Raw genomic sequence first — 21,986 nt, 5'->3', positions numbered from 1 at the left:
CATGCAACGCATGTTGCCATGCATTGCCGCGACTATGCTTTTGTTGCTCGGTGCTTACGACATGAATGCAGCATCCCTGCGAGTGGCACCCACAAGTCTCGAACTCGTAGCGCCGTCGGCGGCCACGGTCTTGAATCTGGCCAATGACGGAGATCATCCGATCAACGTCCAGATTCGCATCTTCAAGTGGAGCCAGGCGGGTGGCATAGAAACACTGGAACCGACCCGGGATGTCGTTGCCAGCCCGCCCGCGACGAGGATGAACCCTAATGCTCAGTATGTGGTCAGAGTGGTTCGCACGAGCAAGGCTCCCGTCAAGGAGGAAGAGACCTATCGCGTCATCGTCGACGAGCTGCCGGATCCTGCCCGCGCGCGTGCTGGCACCGTCACCCTCATCATGCGCCAGTCCATTCCCGTCTTCTTCAAGCGGCCTGATGTAAAGCCCGCTGATATTGTCTGGAGCCTCAAACGACAGGGTAACAGCCTCTCTCTCACCGGCAAGAACAATGGCGGCAGCCGCTTCCGTCTGTCGAACGTAACCCTGGCGCAAGGGGCAACGAAGGTTGGCAGCCGTAACGGGCTGGTCGGATACGTGCTTGCGGGCGCGACGATGCAGTGGCCGATGGGGGCGGCGAGGTCCCTTTCCGGCGGCGCTGTAACACTCCATGGCCAGAGCGATCTTGGGCCGTTCGATGCTAAAGTCGCCGTTAATCAACGGTAGTGCCGGCGCCGTTTTCATATGCATGCTTTTCTCGGTCCCGGTGCTGCGTGCTCAGGAAGTGCCCGATCTGCCGGCGAATACTGTCACGGCGGGCCAGCCGGCGGCCACGCTGGACGTCTACCTCGAAGTATTCATCAACAATGCGTCGATGAAGATGATAGGCAATTTCAAACAGCGTCCGAACGGCTCGCTCGCGGCAACCGCGGAAGAGCTGCGCGAAGTCGGCATTAAGCCACCAGCTGGTGCCGCAGCCGACGAGCTGGTCGAACTCAGCGCCTTGCCCGGCCTGTCATATCAGGTCGACGATGAGACACAGCGCCTCTATGTCCAGACGACGGACAAGGGACGCTCACCTCGCGTCATCAATGTCAGGCAGCAACAGGAAAATGCGATCCCCGCACCCCAGGCCGGCTATGGCGCCGTCTTGAACTATTCTCTCTACGCGAGTTCAAACGGTCTCTTCCAAGGCAATTCGAACCTGTTTCAGGGAATATCCGGATCTTTCGATGCCCGCCTCTTCAGCCCCTACGGCACGCTCAGCCAATCCTTCCTCGCCGGATATTCCGAAGGCAGCCTGGATGGCATAACCCGCCTCAACACGACGTGGAGCTACTCCGACCCCAAGAGCCTTGTTACCTATCGCGCGGGCGACTTGACGACCGGCGGCCTGTCATGGACACGGCCGGTCTATTTCGGCGGCATTCAGTTCCAGCGCAATTTCGCGCTGCGCTCGGACCTGGTGACCGAACCACTACCCTCATTTGCCGGGACGGCCGCCGTCCCTTCGACACTCGATATCTACACCCAGAACGTTCGCACCTATTCCAGCGACGTCCCCGCCGGCCCCTTCGAAGTGACTAACCTTCCGGTCTTTTCGGGCGGCGGGCAAGCGACAGTCGTGCTGCGTGACAGCCTCGGGCGGGAAACCACGCAGACCTTGCCCTTCTATTCCTCCAATTGGCTTCTGCGCCGAGGCCTGTTGGACTTTTCCGCCGAACTCGGCACTCCGCGTCTGAATTTCGGAACGGATTCCAGTGACTATGACGGACGTATCATGGGTGCCGCCACCGCAAGGTACGGCCTGACCGATTGGCTGACGCTAGAAGGTCATTTCGAGGGAGGCGCCGATCTTCTGAATGGTGGCGCGGGAGCCGCCTTTCCGGTCAGCTCATTCGGAGTAGCGTCAATAGCGGGCGCAGCAAGCAAAAGCGGGTCGCGTTCCGGCGCGCTGGTGAATGCCGCATTTGAGCTCAGTTACGACAGATGGGCTCTTTATGCCCGCGTACAGCGGACTTTCGGCGATTATGACGACATTGCCTCGGTTTCCGCGCGGCCGACAACCAGCGTTGCCGGGGATGTCAGTATTCTCAGCGCCGGTGTGCCGCGAGCTATCGATCAAGTCACGCTGAGCGTGCCAACGCCACTCGATCTTTCCAGCCTCAATCTCTCCTATACCAACCTCGAAAGCGCCGACGGAACCAGGAGCAAGATCGCCGGTCTTTCCTACAGTCAGACCTTCTCGCGCGCGACAGTCTATGCGAGCGCCTTCACCGATCTCGACGACAGAAGCAATTTCGGGTTCTTTGCCGGTCTGTCCATTCCTTTCGGCGGCAACATCACGGCCAATACAGGCGTGCAAGGCGGCCCCAACGGCCTCGGCGTCGTTGCCGACATTTCCAAGTCGATGCAGCAGGAGGATGGCAGCTTTGGCTGGCGCCTGCGTACGTCCGAAGGCGAAGACACCAATCGCGAGGCGGCAATCAGCTATCGCGCTCCCTTCGCACAGGTCGAGGCGGGCCTTCAACAGCAGGATCATCAGACCAGCGCTACGGCTCGGGTCGATGGTGCCATTGCTGTCGCGGGCGGCGGTGTCTTTGCCACCAACCGGATCGACGATGCGTTTGCCGTCGTCGATGTCGGCGCTCCCGGTGTCGAGGTTCAGCAGCAGAACAGACCCGCCGGCAAGACCAATTCGAGCGGCCGCATCCTGGTACCCAATCTCAATTCCTATGAACCGAATACCGTGTCCATCGATCCCAAGAACCTGCCCGTCGATGCCGACGTGCCGGCAACGAAGGAAATCGTCGTGCCGGCAGATCGCAGCGGCGTCGTCGTCAAGTTCGGTGTGTCCGAGGCACCGCAAGCCGCCCTCATTACGATCAGGGACAAGAACGGGGTGCCGTTGCGTGCCGGGCTAAGCGGTACTTTGCGAGGATCGAGCGAGGATTTCGTCATCGGCTATGACGGTCAGGCCTACATTCGCGGACTGCGTGCAAGGAACGCGATCGACGTGTCATTCGAAGACGGAACGAAGTGCAACGCCGAATTCGCCTACAAGCCGCAGCGGGGCGAACAGGTTGTCATAGACGACGTCAGATGCCGTTGAAGGGGGATTGAAAAGATGCTGCGTTCACTCGCTCTTTTGCTCACACTGCTGTTGCCTTCGCTGTGTGCGGCGCAAAGCTGCAGCTTCTCCGCAACCAACATGAACTTTGGCGCGGTCGACACGTTATCGGGCACCCCAGTCAATACGACATCGACGATAAGTGTAAGTTGTTCCGGAGGACTCCTGGACCTGGGCAAGCGGCTCCTGATTTGTCCCGATATCGGCGCCGGCAGTGGTGGAGCATCTTCAGCCGCGGCCCGCCAGATGTTGAACGGAACCAGTCCTTTGAACTATCAGCTTTATTCCGACAACGGCCGGAGCGTAGTGTGGGGATCGAGCAGCTGGTCCTATCCGTCCCGCGCACCGGTCTACGCGCTGACAATGGCGTTGCTGAATGGCTCACTGATCGGGGCAACCGGCAGCATGACGGTCTATGGAGCCGCTCTCGGAACTCCACCGACGGCAGTGCCGGGGTCCTATACGTCCAGCTTCACATCGACCTACACTTCCTTCTACTATAGCTACAGCAGCGCAACTACCTGTACTGCCCCCTCCGGAACGATCGGAACCGCGTCGTTCAGCGTCAATGCAAGCGTTGCTGCCAATTGCCTCGTCAGCGTCCAGAACATCGATTTCGGGACACAGGGCGTATTGAGCACGAATGCCGATGCCACCGGTTCCGTCACGGCAACCTGCACGCCGGGCACGACCTACACGATCTCCCTGAATGGCGGCACAACGAGTGCCGCACCGACAGCGCGAAAGATGACGAAGGGCTCGGAGACGGTGACCTACGGTCTCTATAAGGATACAGCCCGGTCGCAGCCCTGGGGCGATGCCAATACGCCGGGCAGCACCGTTGCCGGAAGCGGGACAGGTACCGCTCAGCTTTTGACGGTCTATGGCCGGGTACCGCCGCAGACCACGCCGTCTCCTGGCATCTATACCGATACGGTAGTGGTCACGCTTACCTATTGATTTTGTCCCGATTGGATCGGTTCGATCTCGGCGCTATGGGGTATCCGTTTCTTAGGCGGCGTTTGCGCCGCCCGGGCTGTTCGGGCCGCGCCTCGAGGCGGAAATTGCCGTCTGTCCGGTCGCATTATCGGACGAGCAGACCAAATTGCGTCCGTTGCGCTTGGCCTGATAGAGCCGGTTGTCTGCGACGACGGCCAGCTTTTCCCAATTTTCGAACACGCATTGCGCCTGCCAGTCGACGCCGAAGCTCGCCGTCACCTTCAGGCCGTGCTCATCGCTGACAATGGCTTGTGCCAAGGTTTGCCGCAATCGCTCCGCCATGGAGCGTGCCGACGCCTCGGTAACGTCGCCCATCACGACGATGAATTCCTCACCGCCATAGCGGGCAAATAGATCGGCGGCACGCAGACACGGGCCTAGAATCTGTGCCGTTCTTTGCAGCACCAAGTCGCCGACAGCGTGACCGTACCGATCGTTGATCGATTTGAAATGGTCGATATCGAGCATGATGATTGCGAAGCCTCGGGAGCTCGTTTTCGGGTCTGCAAGCAGCTCTTCCACCGCATCCTCCAGCGCGCGCCGATTGAGGAGGCCGGTGAGCGCATCCGTCTGTGAGAGGCGTCTGAGCTCCTCCGTCATTGATTTGCGCTCCATTTCCAGGCGCCGCTTGAAACGCTGCTGTTCGCGCAGAAGGTCAAGACGCAGAAACAGCTCTCGCATTTCACGTCCGGCGTAAGGTATCGGCGCTGGCGTTGTGAGATTGCCGACGGCAATCTCGTCGATCTGCCGCATGACGGCAAACATCGGCCGGAAGAGTGAACGCCGGAGCACATAGGCCAACGCAATCATGACCGATATCGCCATGCCGGCAAGCAGCGCGGAAATCAGCATGGCTCTCAGAGATTTCTGCTGTACTTCGTCAAGGGAGTTCAATGCCGCGGTTTCGATAAGTTCGCGCAGGTTCTCGGTCGATTTCATTCCAGGCACATATTTCGCTGTGAACTCGCCCGGCGTGAGCGTATCGCTCGCGTTCAGATCAAAGGCGACACGCTGAGCGTAAGGCAGCGCTCCGGCAAAGTAGCTTATAGTCACCTGGTCCAACAGTCTTGCGACGGCCTGGGATTGCAATGTAACGGGCGCATAGGTTTTCAGCAGCGCATTCACTTCGAAAAGCCGATTCAATTCGCTATCGAACGCAGCCCTATAGTGGGAACGGGCCTGCCCCTGCGAGGCCAGCATCATGACGACATAGGAGCCCAGCCTTCCGGCGCGCTCCCTAAGTGTTCCGGCCATCGAGGTCAGCATGACTTCGGCGCCCGTCTCGGGCGCCAGTGCAATGATCGATCGGCCGGCGACATCCCGGTAGTCCTGGGCACGGTCCGCTGCACGGAACATCGCCTGTATGGCGTCTGCGATCTTTGCGCCGTTGCGCTCGCCGCGCGACAGGGCGGCCACCGCATCGACCGCCTGACGGCCGCTCTCCAACTGAGCCTTAAGCGCCATGAACGCGCTGCGCATTTCCGCGGACTGATCTATTTCCGTTTTAAAGAGCGCTTCGAGCTTGGCGATATCCTTGTCGGTTGCTTCGCGGCTTGCTTTCAAGGCGGCGGCGAATTGTGCTTGCTCGCCCTCCGAAGCGCCCATGAGACTGTTGGCGGGACCGCGCTCTCTCGATATCGTCGCGGCCGCATGCAGCGCCGTATGAAAGCGGCCGAATTCCATAACGCCGCGCTTGTAGTTGATGTAATCCGACAGGCTGAAGGCAATCGTCGAGCCGGCCATCATCAAGCAAACCATGATAACAGCTACTGCACCGATCCATTGCAGCTGTTGAATTTTAAGCCGCGACAAAAAATGCTCTCCAAAATTATCGTCTATTGTGGATTACATCAGATTTGATGGAATCTTCACTTAACGAACAGGCTTAAATCTTTCTCATATTCTTTAAGTCCGCCTATCGGAAACAGTCGGCCTGATATGACCGTCTTCCGTATTTTGCGTCTGCCGCTTGCGGGATGGCAGTTTTGCCCATGTTGAGCTGCGGCTTTATATTGCGGCTGGTTGCCGGCATCATGTTCCGCGCATGCGATAGAAAAGAATAGTGCCGAAAATGAGTTGGCGATGCGTATCGTATTGCTCGAAAGCGGATCTATTCTTGAGAGCTCAAGTTACACCGACGCATCAAGGCGGGCCTGCTTCACCATGCGGTTCTTGCCGGGCAAATCTAGTTTTGCAGGAAAATCGAAGGCATCAGGTTGGCGCGAGCCGAATAATGCGGCTGGCCGACGACATGGGATATCACCAGCGCATAGACCAGGATGGAGCCGACTACGATGACGATACCGCTAATCGGAAGTCCAATTTTCGATTTGGCAACGGGCAACGCATCCGGCGGATTTGCGCGGACGAGCTTTCGCATGGGTTGATCCGCCGTTGCAAAGGGAAGCTGCAACTCCCTTTCCATGCGCGCTTGCGCATCAGGATGCTTGCCGTATCTCGTCGCGGGTCGAAACTGGATAACTTCACCCATTTCTCTCGCGGTCCCTTTCACCGCCTGCAGTTACTGGCCGTTATCGGCATTGCTATAATCGACACGAACGACGACCTTTTCCGGCCGTTGCTCGCCATGCGGAACGATCACAGTCACGATACAACGATTCTCGCGTGGTTTGACGGATAGGAGACGTCCCTTCGTCGTCGACAGAACCTGATCCACCGCACTGGAACAATCCTGAGCCTTGTAGGTGCTTTGAGCGATTTGACTTTGCCCTGCCATTGCGGAGCCTGCAATCGAAATTCCCGCAAGTATCGTTAGGACCCTGTTCATAGCTCCACTATACCCCAACGAAGGTAAGGAAGCGACAGCCGTTCGCAACAAACCCTGTCTATTTGCGTCATCTTTTCTGCGGTGCGGCAGGATTCACAGAGGATGAATATCAGCCGGTAACGATGGACTTTCGTGATGAATTCGTGGATGCAGATGCGGCGCAGCCTGCCGACCTCTACAAGGATTGCGTGTCCGCGCACCATCGAAATCAATCCGTTATCCCAAGGAGCACGATGCTTATTCTGGAAACCTCCCGGCTCGTTCTCAGGCCCTGGCAGGATGGTGATCGTACTCCTTTTGCCGCCATAAACGCGGATGCGCAGGTCCGGCAATATTATTATCCGAGCCTGCTCACGGCGGCTGAGACGGATGAATTGATCGATGAAGCCAACGGACAGTTGGCCAGGGAAGGTTTCGGCTTTCTGGCCGTCGAGCGGAAAGCCGATGGCGCGCTGATTGGCGGTGCGGGCCTTTCACGTCCTGGGCCGGAGGTTCCGGGCGATTTTCCATTGGAGATCGGTTGGATTCTGGGACGTGCCTACTGGCGGCAGGGCTATGCGGCGGAAATCAGCCGACGCTGCCTGGACTTCGCCTGGCAGGAGCTTCATGCTGACTGCCTGATCGGTTATACCTCAGCGATCAACACCCCCTCCCGCCGTGCGATGGAGAAGATCGGCATGATCCACGTTGGTGATGGCGATTTCGATGATATCACCGTGCCGCCAGGCAATATTCTGCGGCCGCACGTGCTCTACCGCATCGATCGTCCCAAACGAGAAATTCATGAATGAATAGGGACTAAGCTGCGACGAGGGCCTGCGGACAGGCGATGTTGGTTCTTGCCTTACCTGAGCTTTCACGCGAAAAACTTGTCATGAGCATACCGACATCCCATCCCTTCAACTTCGATCCGACCTATGGCATGCAGCTTGCGCAGTTGCAGGCGATAGAGACGCCGGAAGCCCCGGCGGGCTTCGACGATTTCTGGCAGCAGCGCTACAGGGCGGCCCTGGCCATTGATCCGCAACCCAAGCTTCGCCACAGCAAGCAGCGTCACGACAACTGGCAGGTCTTCGATATCAGCTACATGTCGACAGGGTCATTTCAGATTAACGGCTGGCTGCTCATCCCCCGCAACGGACAGGTGCGGCGCGGCCTGGTGGTTGGACACGGATATGGCGGACGAGACCAGCCGGAATTTGATCTGCCGCTAGAGGAGACGGCCGTCCTGTTTCCCTGCTGCCGCGGGCTCTCTCTCAGCGCCAGCGCGAAAATCCCCTCGGACGCATCCGGCCACGTTCTTTGCGGCATCGAAAGCCGCGATACCTATATCATCGGCGGCTGCGTCGAAGACATCTGGCTTGCCGTCTCGACCTTGGAGACCCTCTATCCCTGGCTTGCTGGCCATATCGGCTATAGCGGCATCAGTTTCGGCGGAGGCATCGGCGCGCTTGCCATTCCTTTCGATGCGCGGATCAGGCGCGGCCACCTCATCGTCCCGACTTTCGGTCATCGGCAGCTATGGTTGACACTGCCGACCGTCGGCAGTGCCCAATCGGTTCAGGCCTATCAGGAAAAACACGGCAGCGTTCTGGAGACATTGCGGTTCTTCGATGCTGCGATCGCAGCGCGGCGCATCACTGTGCCGATGCTCGTCGCACCCGCCCTTTTCGATCCCGCCGTTGCGCCGCCCTGCCAGTTCTCTGTCGCAAATGCGCTGCAGAAATTTAACGAAACCTTCATCCTGGATGCCGGCCACTTCGATTATATTGGCAGCGAACAGCAGAACGCAATTCTGCGAGAGAAAGTCGGGCAATTCTTCAAGGCGCTATGAACCGCGAATACCTATGCTGGTACAGCCCTCGGCTGCATCGAGACATGGAGCTGCTGGTATTCGGTCATGCCGGCGCCAAAGTATTGGTGTTTCCCACGCGCGACGGCCGTTTCTGGGAGTATGAGCAGATCGGCCTCGTCGCCAGCCTCGCGGACAAGCTGAATGCCGGACAGCTCCAGCTCTACTGCATCGAGGGACTGGGGGGCGAAACCTTCTATGGTTCCCATCGTCATCCCGCCGAGCGCATACGCAGGCATAATGCTTTCGAGGAATATATTCTCAACGAAGTCCTGCCGCTGATGGCGCAGAAGAACGGGCACGAGTGCACCATCGTTCACGGCTGCAGTCTCGGTGCCTTCCAGGCTGCAAGCCTGGTCTTCCGCCACCCTCACCTTTTCCGCAAGCTGGTCGCCTTTTCCGGCCGCTACGATCTGACGATGGAGGTCGAGTCCTTCACGGATCTGTTCGACGGCTACTATGACGACGATATCTACTTTCACACCCCGACACATTTTTTGCCGGGACTCGCCTGCGAATGGCGTTTGGACAGGTTGCGCCAGATCGACATCGTGATGACGATCGGAGACGCCGATCCCTTCTTCGACAATAATCGCCATCTTAGTCAGCTACTCGCCGACAAACGGATCGATCATCGGCTACATGTATGGGATGGGCGCGCCCATCGCGCAGGTGCGTGGCGTCGGATGGCGCCGCTCTACATCTAACGAAAAAAGTGAGTTTCGGCCCTTCAAGCCAGCCCGGCGGGTATCGGCCGAAGCGCCTTGCGTGCGCCGTAATCGCGCTCGTGAGATTTGCGATGCTGCCGTTCAGAGCTTGCGGAAAACTCGACCAGAATACGCTCCAGCATGCCATCCGGATAGGTTCCGGTGTCGTCCGTTTCGACTTCCGACTGGGCGGTAACGATCTTCATATTCATTTCTAGTCCTCCGGCTCTGCACGGAAACCCTTGATTCCAATATCTGTTCCATTAGTATTCCGAAAAATTGTTAAAAAATTAACTACGTCCGTTAATCAAATCGGGCTCCGCGGCATCGAACTTGAATGACTGGCCGGATTGGAACATTCTTGCAATCCTGACGTTCAATCTCTGATTTGATTGGGGGGCTTGATGTATCGATCCAAATCACCCTCGGCGCGGCTCTTCTCGTTGCAGGCGAAGCAACTGATATCGATTTAGACCTAAGCTCTGCGTTGAGGTTCGAAAGGATCTCGGCCGGGTTCGCATGCCTTCGATCAATTACTGTCCAATCGGCGGATAGACTGGAGCAGATCATGGCCATCGTCATCACATCGATCATCCTCGTACTCATCAGTCTGGCGCTCGGCGGCGGCGGCCTTTGGCTTGTGCTGCTGGGCGGAAGTCCCTTCTATCTTCTGGCCGGCATCGCCTTTCTCCTAACGGCGATCCTGCTTTATATGCGCAAGCCGACCGCGCTCTGGCTCTACGCGATTTTGGTGCTGGCAGCGCTTGGATGGGCGATATGGGAGGTCGGTTTCGACTGGTGGCAGCTCGGTCCACGCGGAGGCCTGATCATTCTGATCGGTCTCTGGCTACTGACACCATGGATCCGCCGCCCGCTGGGCTTTCGCAGTCTGGACGGCGTTCACTACGGAGCCAATCCCTGGCCGCTTGCGGTCCCCTTGATCATCGCCATCCTCGTTGCCGTCTATTCGATGACGACAGATTCACACGATCTCTCCGGCGATCTACCGACGACAATGGCTGCGAACGCTCCGATGGGTGGCGATGTGCCTGATGGTGAATGGCATCAATATGGCAGAACCTCCTTCGGCCAACGTTATTCACCCCTCGATCAGATCAATACGCAGAATGTAGAGAACCTCAAGGAAGTATGGCGATACCAGACCGGCGATGTGAAGCGGCCAGACGACATTGGCGAGACGACCTATCAGGTCACGCCGCTGAAGATCGGCGACACGCTATTTATCTGCACGCCCCATAGTCTGGCGATCGCCATCGGTGCGACGGACGGCAAGGAAAAATGGCGCTACGACGCCAATGCCGGGATGAATCCCAACCGCCAGCACCAGACTTGCCGCGGTGTTTCCTATTATCACGACAAGGCAGTCGCCGCCGGCGCGCCCTGCGCCGATCGTGTCTACTTGCCGACTTCGGATGCGAGGCTGATCGCGCTTGATGCCGTCAATGGCAAGGTGTGCCCGAGCTTTGCCGACCAAGGCGTGCTGCGTCTCGAAGCCGGCATGAAATACAATCCGGCCGGCTATTATTATTCGACATCGCCGCCCGTCATCGTCGCCGACAAGATCATCATCGGCGGTGCGGTCAACGACAATTACTCGACCCAGGAACAGTCCGGCGTCATCCGAGCTTTCGATGCCCGCACCGGCGCGTTGATCTGGAACTGGGATTCCGGCAATCCGGACCAGACAGCGCCAATACCGGCCGGGCAGACCTACACGACCAACTCACCGAATAGCTGGTCGGTTTCCAGCGCCGACGAGACGCTCGGCATGGTCTATGTTCCGCTTGGCAACCAGACACCCGATCAGCTCGGCATGGGGCGCAGTGCCAATGTCGAGCGCTTCTCCTCCTCGGTGGTCGCGCTCGATATCAACACCGGGCAGCTCAAATGGGTGCAGCAATTCGTTCATCATGATCTCTGGGATATGGATGTGCCAGCCCAGCCCGTGCTCGTCGATCTGACAAAGGCCGACGGCGGCGCGGTCCCCGCGCTGGTCGCCTCGACCAAGCAGGGCGACATCTACGTGCTCGATCGCCGCACCGGCGCGCCGATCATTCCCTTCAAGGAGATCCCTGCCCCCGGGGGCACCATTCCCGAGGATCATGCCTCACCGACGCAGCCGATCTCTGACCTGACCTTTTCGCCGCCGCCGCTCCAGGAAAAGGACATGTGGGGCGTCTCGCTGTTCGATCAGCTCGCCTGCCGGATTGCCTTCCATCAGCATCAGTATGAGGGTCGCTATACCCCGCCCTCGTTGCGCGGCTCGATCATCTTTCCCGGCAATTTCGGCACTTTCAACTGGGGTAGCGTCGCTGTCGATCCAGAGCGGCAGATCATGTTCGGCATGCCGACCTATCTGGCTTTCACTTCGCGATTGGTGCCGCGCGCCGAGATTCCGCCAAAGGGAGCCGGCGACAAGGGCAGCGAACAGGGTCTGAACCGAAACGAGGGCTCGCCTTACGGCGTCTATATGGGTCCGTTCGTCAGCCCTCTCGGCATCCCATGCCAGGCACCACCCTGGGGCTATGTCGCCGGTGTCGATCTGAAGACCGGCAAGATCGCCTATAAGCATAAGAACGGCACGATCTACGACATGACGCCATTGCCGCTACCGATCAAGGTCGGCGTTCCAGGCATCGGCGGGCCGATCGTCACCAAGGGCGGCGTTGCTTTCCTGGGCGCGGCTGTGGACGATTATCTGCGAGCCTATGACGTAACGTCCGGTAAGCAGCTCTGGCAGGCGCGTCTACCCGCAGGTGGTCAGGCAACGCCAATGACCTATACCGCCAGCGACAACAAGCAGTATGTCGTCATGATCGCAGGCGGTCACGGCTCCGTTGGCACGAAGCCGGGCGACTATGTGATCGGCTATACGCTGCCATAAACCACGGATGGAGCGGCGGGCAGCCGCGGCGCTCCGTCAAGCCTCGGCTCAACTCTTCGAAGAACGGAGGTCGCCCTGTGCGCTGTCGTCCTCGGAGACGGCGGGAGGTTCCCAGCCGAAGACGCTGCGACCGCCATAAGAGAATGACCTGTCGAATTCACCGGCAACGATCTCCTTGAGATCTGGGCCAGTGACGTATCGTTCCAGCACTCTCGATTGGTCATCCAGCCGCTTCAGCGCCGACAGCTCCTCGTCGCGCCCGAGACGCCCCTTCCTGACGGCCGATTTCATCACGTTGATCGTCTCGTCATAGACCTTCAGCGGCACCGGAAAAGGATGTCGGTCCTTGCCGCCATGTGCGAGGGAAAAGCGCGCGGGATCGGAGAACCGGCAAGGTGCGCCGTGAACGACTTCGGCGACCATCGCCAGAGCCTTTACCGTGCGCGCTCCGACGCCAGGCGTCAGAAGCAGCTCCTCGAAATCCACCGGGCCGCGATCGGCAGCCGCGGCAAGATTGCCATGCAGGCGCCGCATGTTCACGTCTTCCTGGCGCACAGCATGATGTGCTGGCATGATGAGGTATGGCAGCATCGGCTGCGCCTCTTGTTTACTGATAACTGGAACTTGTCCTTCCAGTACGCTGAATTCGCGAATGATTTTGTCTGGGCCCAATGAGGCGAGCAAATCCAGCTGACCGTTGCGAGAGCGTTCTGCGCGCCGATCGGCGAGATTGACGATCTCGCCTTGTTCGCGTCCTTCGATGGCTGCATGCGGCGAATCCAGGAAGCTCGTCAAACCCTCCGATAGCCAGTGATATCGCCGCGCCTGCCGCCGTTCATCGTTCATACCCTGTTGGATGACGACCCACTTGCCGTCATCGGCAACGATGAAGCCGTGTAGATAGAGATCGAAACCATCCTGCACCGCGGCGCTATCCACCTTCGCGATCAGCCGGCTTTTCATGGCAAGGGATGCGCCGTCGATGCCGACACGATCGCCGATATCAAGCAGTTCGCCTGGCGTCTTTCGGGATTGCGCGCCGCGGCCGCCGCAGACATGAATGCCGAGTTCGCCGGAAAGCGGCGTCAGGCCGCGCTTCAATGCGCCAAGCACGCTTGTCGTGATCCCCGAGGAATGCCAATCCATGCCTATGACGGCGCCGAAGGACTGGAACCAGAAGGGATTGGCCAGTCGGCGAAACAGCTCGTCGCGCCCATAATGCTGCACGATCGCCTCGGTGATAACGGCGCCCAGGCGCGTCATTCGATCTCCGAGCCAGCGCGGTACGCGGCCGCCATGCAGGGGAAGGTCAGCTTTGCCAGCTCTTTGTGCCAAATCCGCGACTCTCGTTTTTTACGGAGACATTGTAGTCCCCGCCGCCGCGATGCGCCATCCGAGAGGCCGAGCGAGCCGTCGAGGCGTAAATAATGGATTGTGATGAGGCTAGGCCAAAAGTCGCGTCGGCACGAAATCCTGCATCGCACCTGAAAAAGACTTGGGCAATGGCGAAGCGTAGGAGCTACGCTTGCTGGTGGATAGCCCCAGTGACACCAAAGCTTCGGCCTGTTTGACCGCTGCCGCGACGCCATCCACGACCGGGACGCCGTAGATCGATTGCAGCTCTCTTGCGAGATCCGTCATGCCGGCACAGCCGAGTACGATGGCTTCCGCTCCGTCTTCGGCAAGCGCACGTTCGATTTCCGCCCGCAGTTTTCCGATTGCGCCCGACGATGAATCCTCAAGCTCGAGGACAGGGATATCGGACGCGCGAACCTTGGCCCGGCTACCCATGCCATAGCGCCGGACGAGGTTGTCGATCAGGATGCGGGAGCGTTCGAGCGTCGTCACCACACTAAAGCGCTGCGCCAGGAAACCGGCCGTCGCCACGGCGGATTCACAGAGCCCGACAACGGGCACATCGCAAAACATGCGCGCGGCTTCCAGGCCGGTATCGTCAAAGCAGCAGATGATCGCCGCATCATAGCCGCCAGCCTGTCTTTCTTTCAGTTCTCGCAGCATGCCGGGCACCGCTATTGCTCCGTCGTAATAGCCCTCAATCGAAGCCGGCCCCATCTGCGAGGTGGCGGCGATGATCTCCGTGCCGGGGCTTGCCACGGCACGCGCGGCGACCGCCGCCTTCTCTGTCATGGAAGCGGTGGTATTGGGATTGATGAGCAACAGGCGCATGATCTCAGCTTTTCTTGGCTTGGCGGCGGCCGAGCATGGTCATGACTGCAAGCGCCAGGAGGATGATGGTGAAGGAAAAGAGCGTCGTCACTGTTCCCAGAGCATAAAGCACCGGCGTGGTGACATTCGTCGTCATGCCGTAGATTTCGAGCGGCAGGGTATTGTAGGTGCCTGACGTCATCAGGGTACGGGCGAACTCGTCATAGGAGAGCGTGAAGCCGAACAGGCCGACGCCGATCAGGCTCGGCGCGATCATCGGCAGCACAACATGGCGAAAGGTCTGCCATGAGTTGGCACCGAGATCGCGTGCTGCCTCCTCATAGGCCGGCGAAAACCGGTTGAAGACCGCAAACATGATCAGCACGCCGAAGGGCAAGGTCCAGGTCAGATGCGCGCCGAAAGCCGAGGAATACCAAGCAGGCGCAATGCCACCCTGCTGGAAGACGACGCCGATCCCGAGCGAAATGATAATGGATGGGACGACGAGGCTGGCAACCGTCGCATAGAACAGGAATGTCGATCCGCGAAAGCGGCGGCGAAAGGCAAGGCCTGCCAACAGCGAGACGACGACGGTCACGATCATGACCATCAGCCCAAGGATCAGGGACCGTTGGAACGAAGCACCGAAATCGCCGACCGCCTGTTTCTCGAAGAGGTTTGCGAACCAATGCAGCGAGACGCCATTCAGCGGGAAGGTCAGGCCGCCGTCCGGCCCCTGGAAGGACAGGATGACGACTGCCGAGAGCGGTCCATAGAGGAACAGCACGAAAATCGTGAAGAAGATCGCCAGAACATAGAATTCCGGGCTACGCCTTTCGCGGTTCATCTCAAAGCTCCTTGCGGATATCGACGATGCGCAGGATGGCGGCGACCATCAGCAGTACGACGATCAGCAACACCACTGCATTGGCGGCGGCAGCCGGATATTGCAGCAGCGACATCTGGTTCTTCATCATCAACGCGATGGAAGCACTCTGGCCGCCGGACATGACCTGCACAGTGGAAAAATCCGCCATGACCAGCGTGACGACGAAGATGCTGCCGATCGCCATTCCGGGCTTGGCAAGCGGAATGACCACATTCCACAGCACTTGCCAGCCGCTGGCGCCGGCGTCACGCGCTGCCTCAAACAGCGAGCGGTCGATGCGCATCAGCGTGTTGAAGATCGGCGTCACCATGAAGAGCGTGTAGAGGTGCACCATGGCGAGCACGACGGCAAAGTCCGAATAGAGCAACCATTCGATCGGCTGCGGGATCAGTCCCATGTCGATCAGCGCGGAATTGACCAGCCCGTTGCGACCGAGCACCGGAATCCACGAGATCATGCGGATGATGTTCGAGGTCATGAACGGCACGGTGCAGACGAGGAAAAGGATCATCTGCGTCGACGTACGCCTGATGTGAAAGGCGAGGAAATAAGCGACCCAGAAGCCGATGAACAGCGTCAGCATCCAGACAATGGCGGTGAATTTCAGCGTATTGAGATAGGTCTTCCACGTCACCCATGAACCGAGCGTATCGGTATAGTTGGTGGTCAGGAAGGCCGGATAGATGTTGGCGAAATCATAATCCCAGAAGCTGACGATGCCAATCATGGCAATCGGCAACAAGAAGAAGAAGCCGAGGATGAGAAACAGCGGCGTGGCCTGCAGATAGGCGACTGCCCAGGCCGGCACGCCAAATCCCCGCCGGTTTTCCCGAGTTGCCTCTGCTTCATCCGAGGAAGCGATCGTCGCCATGGTTCGGTTCTCCGTTTTGCGACGCCTCCCCCCGCAACGGCAGGGAGAGGCAATGAAGGAATGCCGGATCAGGCGGCGATGAATTCGTTCCAGCGACGGACCATGTAGCGGTCCTCGTCCATGACCGAATTCCAGCAGGCAACCGCACCCATGCGGGCTTCGAAGGAACCGCCGTCGCGAACGGCGCCGGCCTTCTCCATGACCTTGCCTTCCGGAGAAAGGATATCGCCCTGCGCCGGCTTGCCCTCGATCCAGTAGCCCCATTCGTCGGCCGACATGAACTGCTTGGCCGTTTCCATGCAGGCGGAATAGTAACCCTGGCGGTTAAGGTAACCGCCGACCCAGCCGGAGGTGTACCAGTTGATGTACTCGTAGGCAGCGTCGAGCTCGGCACCCTTCAGATGCGAGGCAAGGCCGAGGCCGCCGCCCCAGGCGCGATAGCCTTCCTTGAGCGGCTGGAAGGTGCAGGCAATACCCTTCGAGCGGACGGCGGCAACCGCCGGCGACCACATGGACTGGATGACCACTTCGCCCGACGCCATCAGGTTGACGCTTTCGTCGAAGGACTTCCAGAAGGCGCGGAACTGGCCCTCACCCTTGGTCTTGATCAGGAACTCGATCGTCTTGTCGATTTCCGCCTTCGTCATGTTGCCCTTGTCGGCATATTTGATCTTGCCGGCGGCTTCCATGATCATCGCGGCATCCATGATGCCGATCGACGGGATGTTGAGGATGGCGGTCTTGCCCTTGAAGGCCGGATCGAGAATATCGGCCCAGCTGTTGATCGGACGTCCGGTAAGATCAGGGCGAATGCCGAGCGTGTCGGCATTGTAGATGGTCGGAACCATCGTCATCCACTGCGTCGGCTCCTTGGCGAACTTCTTGGAACCTTGACCTTCGACGAAGCCGACCGTGTGCGGTGCCGTGCCCTGGGCAATGACGCTGTCGGGCTTCAGCTTGCCATTGATGAAGAGCGGCACGATCTTGTCGTAATATTTGAGCTTCTTGACGTCCATCGGCTGCAGCACACCGGCCGGGAACACCTTCTTGGCGATCCAGTATTCGATGTCGGCGATGTCGTAGCTGTTCGGCTGCGTCACGGCTCGCTGCGCGGCGGCATCGGAATCGGTCGCGGTCATCTCGAGCGTGATGCCGAGATCGGCCTTGCACTTCTCTGCGATCGCGTTGATGTTCGAAACGCCCGTACCGAACTGGCGCAGCGTGATTTTGGATTGCGCCCAGACGGTCGGAAAGCCGGTGATAAGACCGGAGCCGACAACGGCGCCGGCGGCAGCAGCTCCACCCTTCAGCAGCGATCGGCGGGAAATGCCCTTTGTCGCCTTGGTAGTCTTTGTTTCATTCGTCATGTCAGTTCCCCTTTTTTGATGCTTGAGATTTTCATGCGGACATACGGCCAAGAAGGATTGCATCCTCCTGAGCCCAGCTCAGCGAGACGGTGTCGCCGACTGCCATAGATCTGGCGGCGTCATCGTCGTTACTTGCGATCACGGTGAAATCGTCGCTGCCGGCACCTATGACGGTGATCTTCAGCGTCGCGCCGCGATATTCGATGTTGGAAACCACACCGTTGAAGCCGAGGCCCTTGTCCGTCGGCTGTGAAAGCCGGACGCGGTCGGTGCGGATGGCGATATCAACGGGGTCTCCAACCTGGCGTCCTGATCCCTTCACCGAGAAACCCTGTCCTTCCGGCACGGTCGTGGTGATCACGCCGCCCTCGCTCGACGTGACCCGGCCAGACAACACATTATGATCGCCCATGAAGCGGGCGACAAAGGCTGTCTCAGGGCGTTCAAAAACCTCTCGCGGCGAACCTGCCTGCTCAATCCGGCCGTCATTCATGATGACCATGATATCGGCGAGCGCCATCGCCTCTTCCTGGCTGTGCGTGACGTGGACGAAAGTGATGCCGAGCGACTTCTGCAGCTTCTTCAGCTCGGCGCGCATGCGGATTTTCAGGAAGGGATCGAGCGCCGATAGCGGCTCGTCGAGCAGCAGCGCTTCCGGATCGGTGATCAACGCACGGGCAAGCGCCACGCGCTGCTGCTGGCCACCTGAAAGCTGGGCCGGGCGTCGGGTTGCATAGGCCTCCATCTGCATCAGCTTCAGCATCTCAAGCGCCTTGGCGCGACGCTCGTCCTTGTCGACACCCTTCATCTTCAAGCTGAAGGCGACATTGTCGATGAGATCGAGATGAGGAAACAGCGCATAGGACTGGAACATCATCGCCGTGCCGCGCCTGGCGGGCGGGAAGTCGGTGACGACGGTATTTCCAAGCCTGATGTCGCCGGAGGAAATGCCTTCGTGGCCCGCGATCATGCGCAGTGTCGAAGTCTTGCCGCAGCCGGAAGGACCGAGAAAGCAGCAATAGGAGCCTGCCGGTATCTTCAGGCTGATCGCATGGACAGCCGTAGTTGTGCCGTAGACCTTCGAAACGGACACTATATCGATCTCTGCCGCTTTCGACATCATCTTCCCCTTTGGTTTGGGAAAGACACTGCATCATTCATGCCAGTTTTGCTGCGGCGCACTAACCAGCTGGAATTCCTATATTTTCCAGCAGGTGAGAAATTTTGCCTCCTGAATAGCAATTGTGAATTTGCACAGGAAATAGGCTATTGTGCTCGATTTATGCAAATTATTGTATACACTTTAATCCATTCTTTGCATCAGATTTCGTTTAACTTCGGCGCGAAACCGGGCTATCATCGCGGCCAATTATTCAGGCAAACGATTATGAATCCTTCAGCAGATGGGCTTTTGACGCCTAGCGACTCTACCGACAGCGGTGCGCAACAGATCCGCGATGCCATTCGCGACGCGATCGTCGAGCGCCGGCTTGCGCCGGGCACGAAACTGTCCGAAAGCGATGTTGGCGGCCTGTTCAATGTCAGCCGAACCTTGGCGCGCGCCGCCCTGCAGGCTCTTTCTTATGAGGGGCTTGTCAGCGTCGAGAAAAACCGCGGCGCTTTCGTCGCCTATCCATCGCCCGAGGAAGCCCGGCAGATATTCGCTGCGCGTCGTCTGGTCGAGCCGGGCATACTGAAATCGGCTGCCGAACATATCACCGCGGCTCAGCTCAAGCATCTCCGACACCTCCTCGTCGAGGAGGGTCGCTTGATGGGTGAACGCGGTCAATCTGCGCGTCGCGCCGAAATCAAGGCTTCGGGTGACTTCCATCTGATGCTGGCGTCGATATCAGGCAATCTCATCATGCAGCGCTTCATGGAAGAGCTCGTCGCCCGCTCGTCACTGGTAATCGCACTCTACGGACAATCAAGTGCCTCCAGTTGCGGCCATTCCGAGCACGGCGATATCATCACCGCGCTGGAGCAGAAGGACGTCGACACGGCCTGTCACCTGATGCTCCATCATATCGCGCATATCGAGGCCGATCTCGACCTGCGGGAGCGCAAGAGCTTCGGCCTGAAAGAAGCATTCGAGCATTGAGACATCCGCCATCTAGGCGGCTCCCGCTCGGATCAATGGCCATTGATTCAAGGAGAAAAAATTGAGCACGATCGAAACCCTCTTTACCCGGGCCAAGCTCGTCGATGGCTCGATCAAGGATATCGGCGTCACGGATGGCCGCATCGTCTCGATCGAAGAAACCAAAGCGCCGGCCACAGCCTCTGAGGTAATAGACCTCGAAGGTGTTCTTGTGGTGTCTGGCTTCGTCGAAGGACACATTCATCTCGACACCAGCTTCTATGGAGACGCGTGGATACCGCATAAGCCGTGCACCAATGGCTTCGATGTCCATGAACGCGTGGCCTTCCAGGCACAGAATATGGCACAGGCTGCACCGATGGACGAAAGAGCCAGAAACCAGCTCGACCTCTGCATCGCCAATGGCAGCACGCATATGCGCAGCCATGTCATGGTGGACGGCTCCGTTGGGCTGAAATCGCTCGAGACCATTCTTGCCGTGCGCGAGGAATATCGCGGCCTGATCGACATTCAGCTCGTCGCTTTTCCGCAAAGTGGCATCCTGAAGAGCGCCGGCACGCCCGAGCTTCTGGACGAGGCGATCGCCATGGGAGCCGATCTTGTCGGAGGGCTCGATCCGGCGAGCTTCGACCGGGATATTGAAAAGCACCTCGACGTTGTTTTCGGAGTGGCCGAGAAGCATGGCGTCGACGTCGATATCCACCTTCATGAAGGCGGTACGCTCGGTCTCTTCACCATCGAGCAGATCTGCGCCCGCGCGCGTGGTCTCTCCATGGGTGGGCACGTTACGATCAGCCACGCCTATGGACTTGGCGATCTTTCGACCGAGGCGGTAACACGCGCTGCAGCACTCATCGCCGAAAGCGGCGTCTCCATCATGACCAATGCTCCGGGCGCCCACCCCTTCCCGCCGGTCGCCCTGCTTCGTGCCGCCGGCGTCACCGTCTTCAGCGGCAGCGACAATATTCGCGATTCCTGGTGGCCATATGGCGATGGTGACATGCTGGGCCGCGCGATGATGATCGGCTATCGGTCGGGCTTCTATACAGACGACGAATTGAAGACCGCCTTCGATGTCGTGACGGAGAGCGGCGCCAGAGCTTTGCGCCTGGAGGGTTACGGCCTGCAGATCGGTGCAAAAGCCGATTTCGTTACCTTGAAGGCAGAGCATGTTCCCGAGGCGGTCGTTGCGGTGCCGAAAGGACGCGCGGTCTACAAGGCGGGCAAGCTCATTGCCACAGATGGCGTCGTCCTGCGGCGCTGATCAAGCACGCGGGGCTTAAGAGCCAACGATCGGCTATCGTTTCAACTCTCGCTCGAATTTCTCGATCTGCTGCAGGACCCATGGGTCATCGGCGGAGTGTTGGATCGTTTCTTGTTCCGACCGTCGCTTGCGACAAATCCAATTGATGAAGGCGCGAAGCAGCCGCATGTGGGTATCCGAGGTTTTCAATATCTGCGAGGTCCGGCGACCAGGCTCGAAAGCCAATGGAAGCCGGACCTCGACGACCGCAAGGCGTTGCGGCGATTGCCTTTTTGCCCGCGCGAAAATGAACGCTAGCTGAACATATTGCACGGCACGATAGTTTCACCCGACCTTTGCAGCCAGTGGGAGAGAGTTGGCAAATCAATCTCTTTCACGAATAAAGAGCTTTTTTGGTTAAGCGTACCGGTATCGGCAAAACTGACCTAGTCGGGAGAGAAGGCGACCGCTAGACAATGCCGCGTCGCTTCCGATTTCCCCGGAGCGGCACAAGCTTAGCCTCGCCTGTGCGGGGCTTTTTTCTTTTCAGCCTTTGCTTTTCAGCGCCGCGGCTCGCCGCCCGGCGCATAAACCGTGTCCTGCGCGAAAGGAAACACCGAGCCGCACCGGCAGCGGATCATGTGCTTGCGCGGATCGGTCGATGGCCGCTCTGTGGAAAAGCCGCGCGGCATCTCGTCTATCTTGAAATCGCGGCTCACGGCACGACGATCGTCAGTTTCAGAAACCTCGGCGAAGCCGGTGTGATCGCATTTCGCGCATTCCAGCTTCCGTGAATATCGATCTCTTGCGGCCATTCTCTTCCAGCTCGGGACTCACAACATGCTCCTTCTATCAGCGCTGTCGGCGCTCTTGAAGGCCGCTGACGACCTTCGTTGTGGGCTGCTTTGCGCCCTTAAAAATTTAAGGGCCGAAAAAATGCCCGTGCCAAGAAAAAGAGATTGACCTGATGGCA

The 21,986-nt window shown here is 58.8% G+C and carries 20 protein-coding genes; 9 read left to right on the top strand and 11 right to left on the bottom strand.

Going from position 1 to position 21,986, the window contains the following annotated elements:
• Position 1 precedes the first annotated feature (1 nt).
• Genes GA0061100_RS19075 through GA0061100_RS19065 form a run of 3 tightly spaced genes read left to right on the top strand, consistent with a single transcriptional unit; the run spans position 2 to position 4,085 of the window.
• A complete protein-coding gene (locus tag GA0061100_RS19075; protein WP_075854272.1) occupies positions 2-721 on the top strand; it encodes a fimbrial biogenesis chaperone in 720 nt (239 codons plus the stop codon).
• 22 nt (positions 722-743) lie between these two features.
• Positions 744-3,107: a fimbria/pilus outer membrane usher protein gene (locus GA0061100_RS19070; RefSeq protein ID WP_143525464.1), complete on the top strand. Its 2,364-nt coding sequence runs from the start codon at positions 744-746 to the stop codon at positions 3,105-3,107.
• A 15-nt stretch (positions 3,108-3,122) separates the two neighbouring features.
• On the top strand, positions 3,123-4,085 hold the full coding sequence (locus tag GA0061100_RS19065; protein ID WP_075854271.1) for a Csu type fimbrial protein: 963 nt from the start codon (positions 3,123-3,125) through the stop codon (positions 4,083-4,085).
• A 51-nt stretch (positions 4,086-4,136) separates the two neighbouring features.
• Here the strand turns inward: GA0061100_RS19065 and GA0061100_RS19060 are convergent, their stop codons facing one another.
• From GA0061100_RS19060 to GA0061100_RS19050, 3 genes are all read right to left on the bottom strand, one after another.
• The gene (locus tag GA0061100_RS19060; protein ID WP_143525463.1) at positions 4,137-5,882 is read right to left on the bottom strand and encodes a GGDEF domain-containing protein; all 1,746 of its coding nucleotides are present in this window, start codon (positions 5,880-5,882) and stop codon (positions 4,137-4,139) included.
• A 427-nt stretch (positions 5,883-6,309) separates the two neighbouring features.
• On the bottom strand, positions 6,310-6,504 hold the full coding sequence (locus tag GA0061100_RS19055; protein ID WP_143525462.1) for a hypothetical protein: 195 nt from the start codon (positions 6,502-6,504) through the stop codon (positions 6,310-6,312).
• Positions 6,505-6,645: 141 nt separating this feature from the next.
• Complete coding sequence (locus GA0061100_RS19050) at positions 6,646-6,861, bottom strand: hypothetical protein (RefSeq protein ID WP_083961387.1); 216 nt, start codon at positions 6,859-6,861, stop codon at positions 6,646-6,648.
• 173 nt (positions 6,862-7,034) lie between these two features.
• On the opposite strand from GA0061100_RS19050, the gene GA0061100_RS19045 reads away from it, so the two are divergent.
• The 3 genes from GA0061100_RS19045 (at position 7,035) to GA0061100_RS19035 (ending at position 9,471) form a co-directional block, all read left to right on the top strand.
• Positions 7,035-7,703, top strand: coding sequence for a GNAT family N-acetyltransferase (locus GA0061100_RS19045; RefSeq protein ID WP_244557880.1), 669 nt, complete (start codon positions 7,035-7,037; stop codon positions 7,701-7,703).
• A gap of 83 nt (positions 7,704-7,786) precedes the next feature.
• Positions 7,787-8,746, top strand: a complete 960-nt coding sequence (locus tag GA0061100_RS19040; protein WP_075854267.1) for an acetylxylan esterase — start codon at positions 7,787-7,789, stop codon at positions 8,744-8,746.
• Positions 8,743-9,471, top strand: a complete 729-nt coding sequence (locus GA0061100_RS19035; protein WP_075854266.1) for an esterase family protein — start codon at positions 8,743-8,745, stop codon at positions 9,469-9,471. The genes GA0061100_RS19040 and GA0061100_RS19035 overlap by 4 nt, the downstream gene beginning before the upstream one ends.
• A gap of 23 nt (positions 9,472-9,494) precedes the next feature.
• On the opposite strand, the gene GA0061100_RS19030 is transcribed toward GA0061100_RS19035, so the two are convergent.
• Positions 9,495-9,683: a hypothetical protein gene (locus tag GA0061100_RS19030; protein WP_075854265.1), complete on the bottom strand. Its 189-nt coding sequence runs from the start codon at positions 9,681-9,683 to the stop codon at positions 9,495-9,497.
• A 356-nt stretch (positions 9,684-10,039) separates the two neighbouring features.
• On the opposite strand from GA0061100_RS19030, the gene GA0061100_RS19025 reads away from it, so the two are divergent.
• Complete coding sequence (locus tag GA0061100_RS19025) at positions 10,040-12,376, top strand: glucose/quinate/shikimate family membrane-bound PQQ-dependent dehydrogenase (RefSeq protein WP_075854264.1); 2,337 nt, start codon at positions 10,040-10,042, stop codon at positions 12,374-12,376.
• 48 nt (positions 12,377-12,424) lie between these two features.
• On the opposite strand, the gene GA0061100_RS19020 is transcribed toward GA0061100_RS19025, so the two are convergent.
• The 6 genes from GA0061100_RS19020 to GA0061100_RS18995 form a co-directional block, all read right to left on the bottom strand.
• Positions 12,425-13,711, bottom strand: coding sequence for a DUF763 domain-containing protein (locus tag GA0061100_RS19020; protein WP_075854263.1), 1,287 nt, complete (start codon positions 13,709-13,711; stop codon positions 12,425-12,427).
• Between the two features lie 108 nt (positions 13,712-13,819).
• Complete coding sequence (locus GA0061100_RS19015; RefSeq protein WP_075854262.1) at positions 13,820-14,563, bottom strand: aspartate/glutamate racemase family protein; 744 nt, start codon at positions 14,561-14,563, stop codon at positions 13,820-13,822.
• A 4-nt stretch (positions 14,564-14,567) separates the two neighbouring features.
• Positions 14,568-15,389, bottom strand: a complete 822-nt coding sequence (locus tag GA0061100_RS19010) for an ABC transporter permease (RefSeq protein ID WP_075854261.1) — start codon at positions 15,387-15,389, stop codon at positions 14,568-14,570.
• Between the two features lies 1 nt (position 15,390).
• A complete protein-coding gene (locus GA0061100_RS19005; RefSeq protein WP_075854260.1) occupies positions 15,391-16,302 on the bottom strand; it encodes an ABC transporter permease in 912 nt (303 codons plus the stop codon).
• 68 nt (positions 16,303-16,370) lie between these two features.
• The gene (locus tag GA0061100_RS19000) at positions 16,371-17,669 is read right to left on the bottom strand and encodes an ABC transporter substrate-binding protein (protein WP_075854259.1); all 1,299 of its coding nucleotides are present in this window, start codon (positions 17,667-17,669) and stop codon (positions 16,371-16,373) included.
• 31 nt (positions 17,670-17,700) lie between these two features.
• Entirely contained in the window at positions 17,701-18,789 is a 1,089-nt protein-coding gene (locus GA0061100_RS18995) for an ABC transporter ATP-binding protein (protein ID WP_075854258.1), read from the bottom strand.
• A gap of 267 nt (positions 18,790-19,056) precedes the next feature.
• On the opposite strand from GA0061100_RS18995, the gene GA0061100_RS18990 reads away from it, so the two are divergent.
• Together GA0061100_RS18990 and GA0061100_RS18985 are read left to right on the top strand one after the other, a co-directional pair.
• Positions 19,057-19,770 carry a GntR family transcriptional regulator gene (locus GA0061100_RS18990; protein WP_075854257.1) on the top strand — a complete coding sequence of 238 codons (714 nt, stop codon included), beginning with the start codon at positions 19,057-19,059 and terminating at the stop codon, positions 19,768-19,770.
• Between the two features lie 61 nt (positions 19,771-19,831).
• A complete protein-coding gene (locus GA0061100_RS18985; protein ID WP_075854256.1) occupies positions 19,832-21,034 on the top strand; it encodes an amidohydrolase family protein in 1,203 nt (400 codons plus the stop codon).
• Positions 21,035-21,573: 539 nt separating this feature from the next.
• On the opposite strand, the gene GA0061100_RS18975 is transcribed toward GA0061100_RS18985, so the two are convergent.
• Complete coding sequence (locus GA0061100_RS18975; RefSeq protein WP_075854254.1) at positions 21,574-21,828, bottom strand: hypothetical protein; 255 nt, start codon at positions 21,826-21,828, stop codon at positions 21,574-21,576.
• Positions 21,829-21,986: the final 158 nt, after the last annotated feature.

The sequence above is a fragment of the Martinezella hainanensis genome (assembly GCF_900094555.1).
Classification (GTDB): Bacteria; Pseudomonadota; Alphaproteobacteria; order Rhizobiales; family Rhizobiaceae; genus Rhizobium; species Rhizobium hainanense.
This window is presented reverse-complemented; position numbering and strand designations above follow the sequence as displayed.

Bases quoted from the DNA above. Each gene is read 5' to 3' on its own strand.
- GA0061100_RS18990 (WP_075854257.1), top strand. From the start codon at position 19,057: ATGAATCCTTCAGCAGATGGGCTTTTGACGCCTAGCGACTCTACCGAC.
- GA0061100_RS19070 (WP_143525464.1), top strand. From the start codon at position 744: ATGCTTTTCTCGGTCCCGGTGCTGCGTGCTCAGGAAGTGCCCGATCTG.
- GA0061100_RS19015 (WP_075854262.1), bottom strand. From the start codon at position 14,563: ATGCGCCTGTTGCTCATCAATCCCAATACCACCGCTTCCATGACAGAG.
- GA0061100_RS19045 (WP_244557880.1), top strand. From the start codon at position 7,035: ATGGACTTTCGTGATGAATTCGTGGATGCAGATGCGGCGCAGCCTGCC.
- GA0061100_RS19050 (WP_083961387.1), bottom strand. From the start codon at position 6,861: ATGGCAGGGCAAAGTCAAATCGCTCAAAGCACCTACAAGGCTCAGGAT.
- GA0061100_RS19035 (WP_075854266.1), top strand. From the start codon at position 8,743: ATGAACCGCGAATACCTATGCTGGTACAGCCCTCGGCTGCATCGAGAC.
- GA0061100_RS19055 (WP_143525462.1), bottom strand. From the start codon at position 6,504: ATGCGAAAGCTCGTCCGCGCAAATCCGCCGGATGCGTTGCCCGTTGCC.
- GA0061100_RS19005 (WP_075854260.1), bottom strand. From the start codon at position 16,302: ATGGCGACGATCGCTTCCTCGGATGAAGCAGAGGCAACTCGGGAAAAC.
- GA0061100_RS19060 (WP_143525463.1), bottom strand. From the start codon at position 5,882: ATGGTTTGCTTGATGATGGCCGGCTCGACGATTGCCTTCAGCCTGTCG.
- GA0061100_RS19075 (WP_075854272.1), top strand. From the start codon at position 2: ATGCAACGCATGTTGCCATGCATTGCCGCGACTATGCTTTTGTTGCTC.
- GA0061100_RS19025 (WP_075854264.1), top strand. From the start codon at position 10,040: ATGGCCATCGTCATCACATCGATCATCCTCGTACTCATCAGTCTGGCG.
- GA0061100_RS19030 (WP_075854265.1), bottom strand. From the start codon at position 9,683: ATGAATATGAAGATCGTTACCGCCCAGTCGGAAGTCGAAACGGACGAC.
- GA0061100_RS19065 (WP_075854271.1), top strand. From the start codon at position 3,123: ATGCTGCGTTCACTCGCTCTTTTGCTCACACTGCTGTTGCCTTCGCTG.
- GA0061100_RS19010 (WP_075854261.1), bottom strand. From the start codon at position 15,389: ATGAACCGCGAAAGGCGTAGCCCGGAATTCTATGTTCTGGCGATCTTC.
- GA0061100_RS19000 (WP_075854259.1), bottom strand. From the start codon at position 17,669: ATGACGAATGAAACAAAGACTACCAAGGCGACAAAGGGCATTTCCCGC.
- GA0061100_RS18975 (WP_075854254.1), bottom strand. From the start codon at position 21,828: ATGGCCGCAAGAGATCGATATTCACGGAAGCTGGAATGCGCGAAATGC.
- GA0061100_RS18995 (WP_075854258.1), bottom strand. From the start codon at position 18,789: ATGTCGAAAGCGGCAGAGATCGATATAGTGTCCGTTTCGAAGGTCTAC.
- GA0061100_RS19040 (WP_075854267.1), top strand. From the start codon at position 7,787: ATGAGCATACCGACATCCCATCCCTTCAACTTCGATCCGACCTATGGC.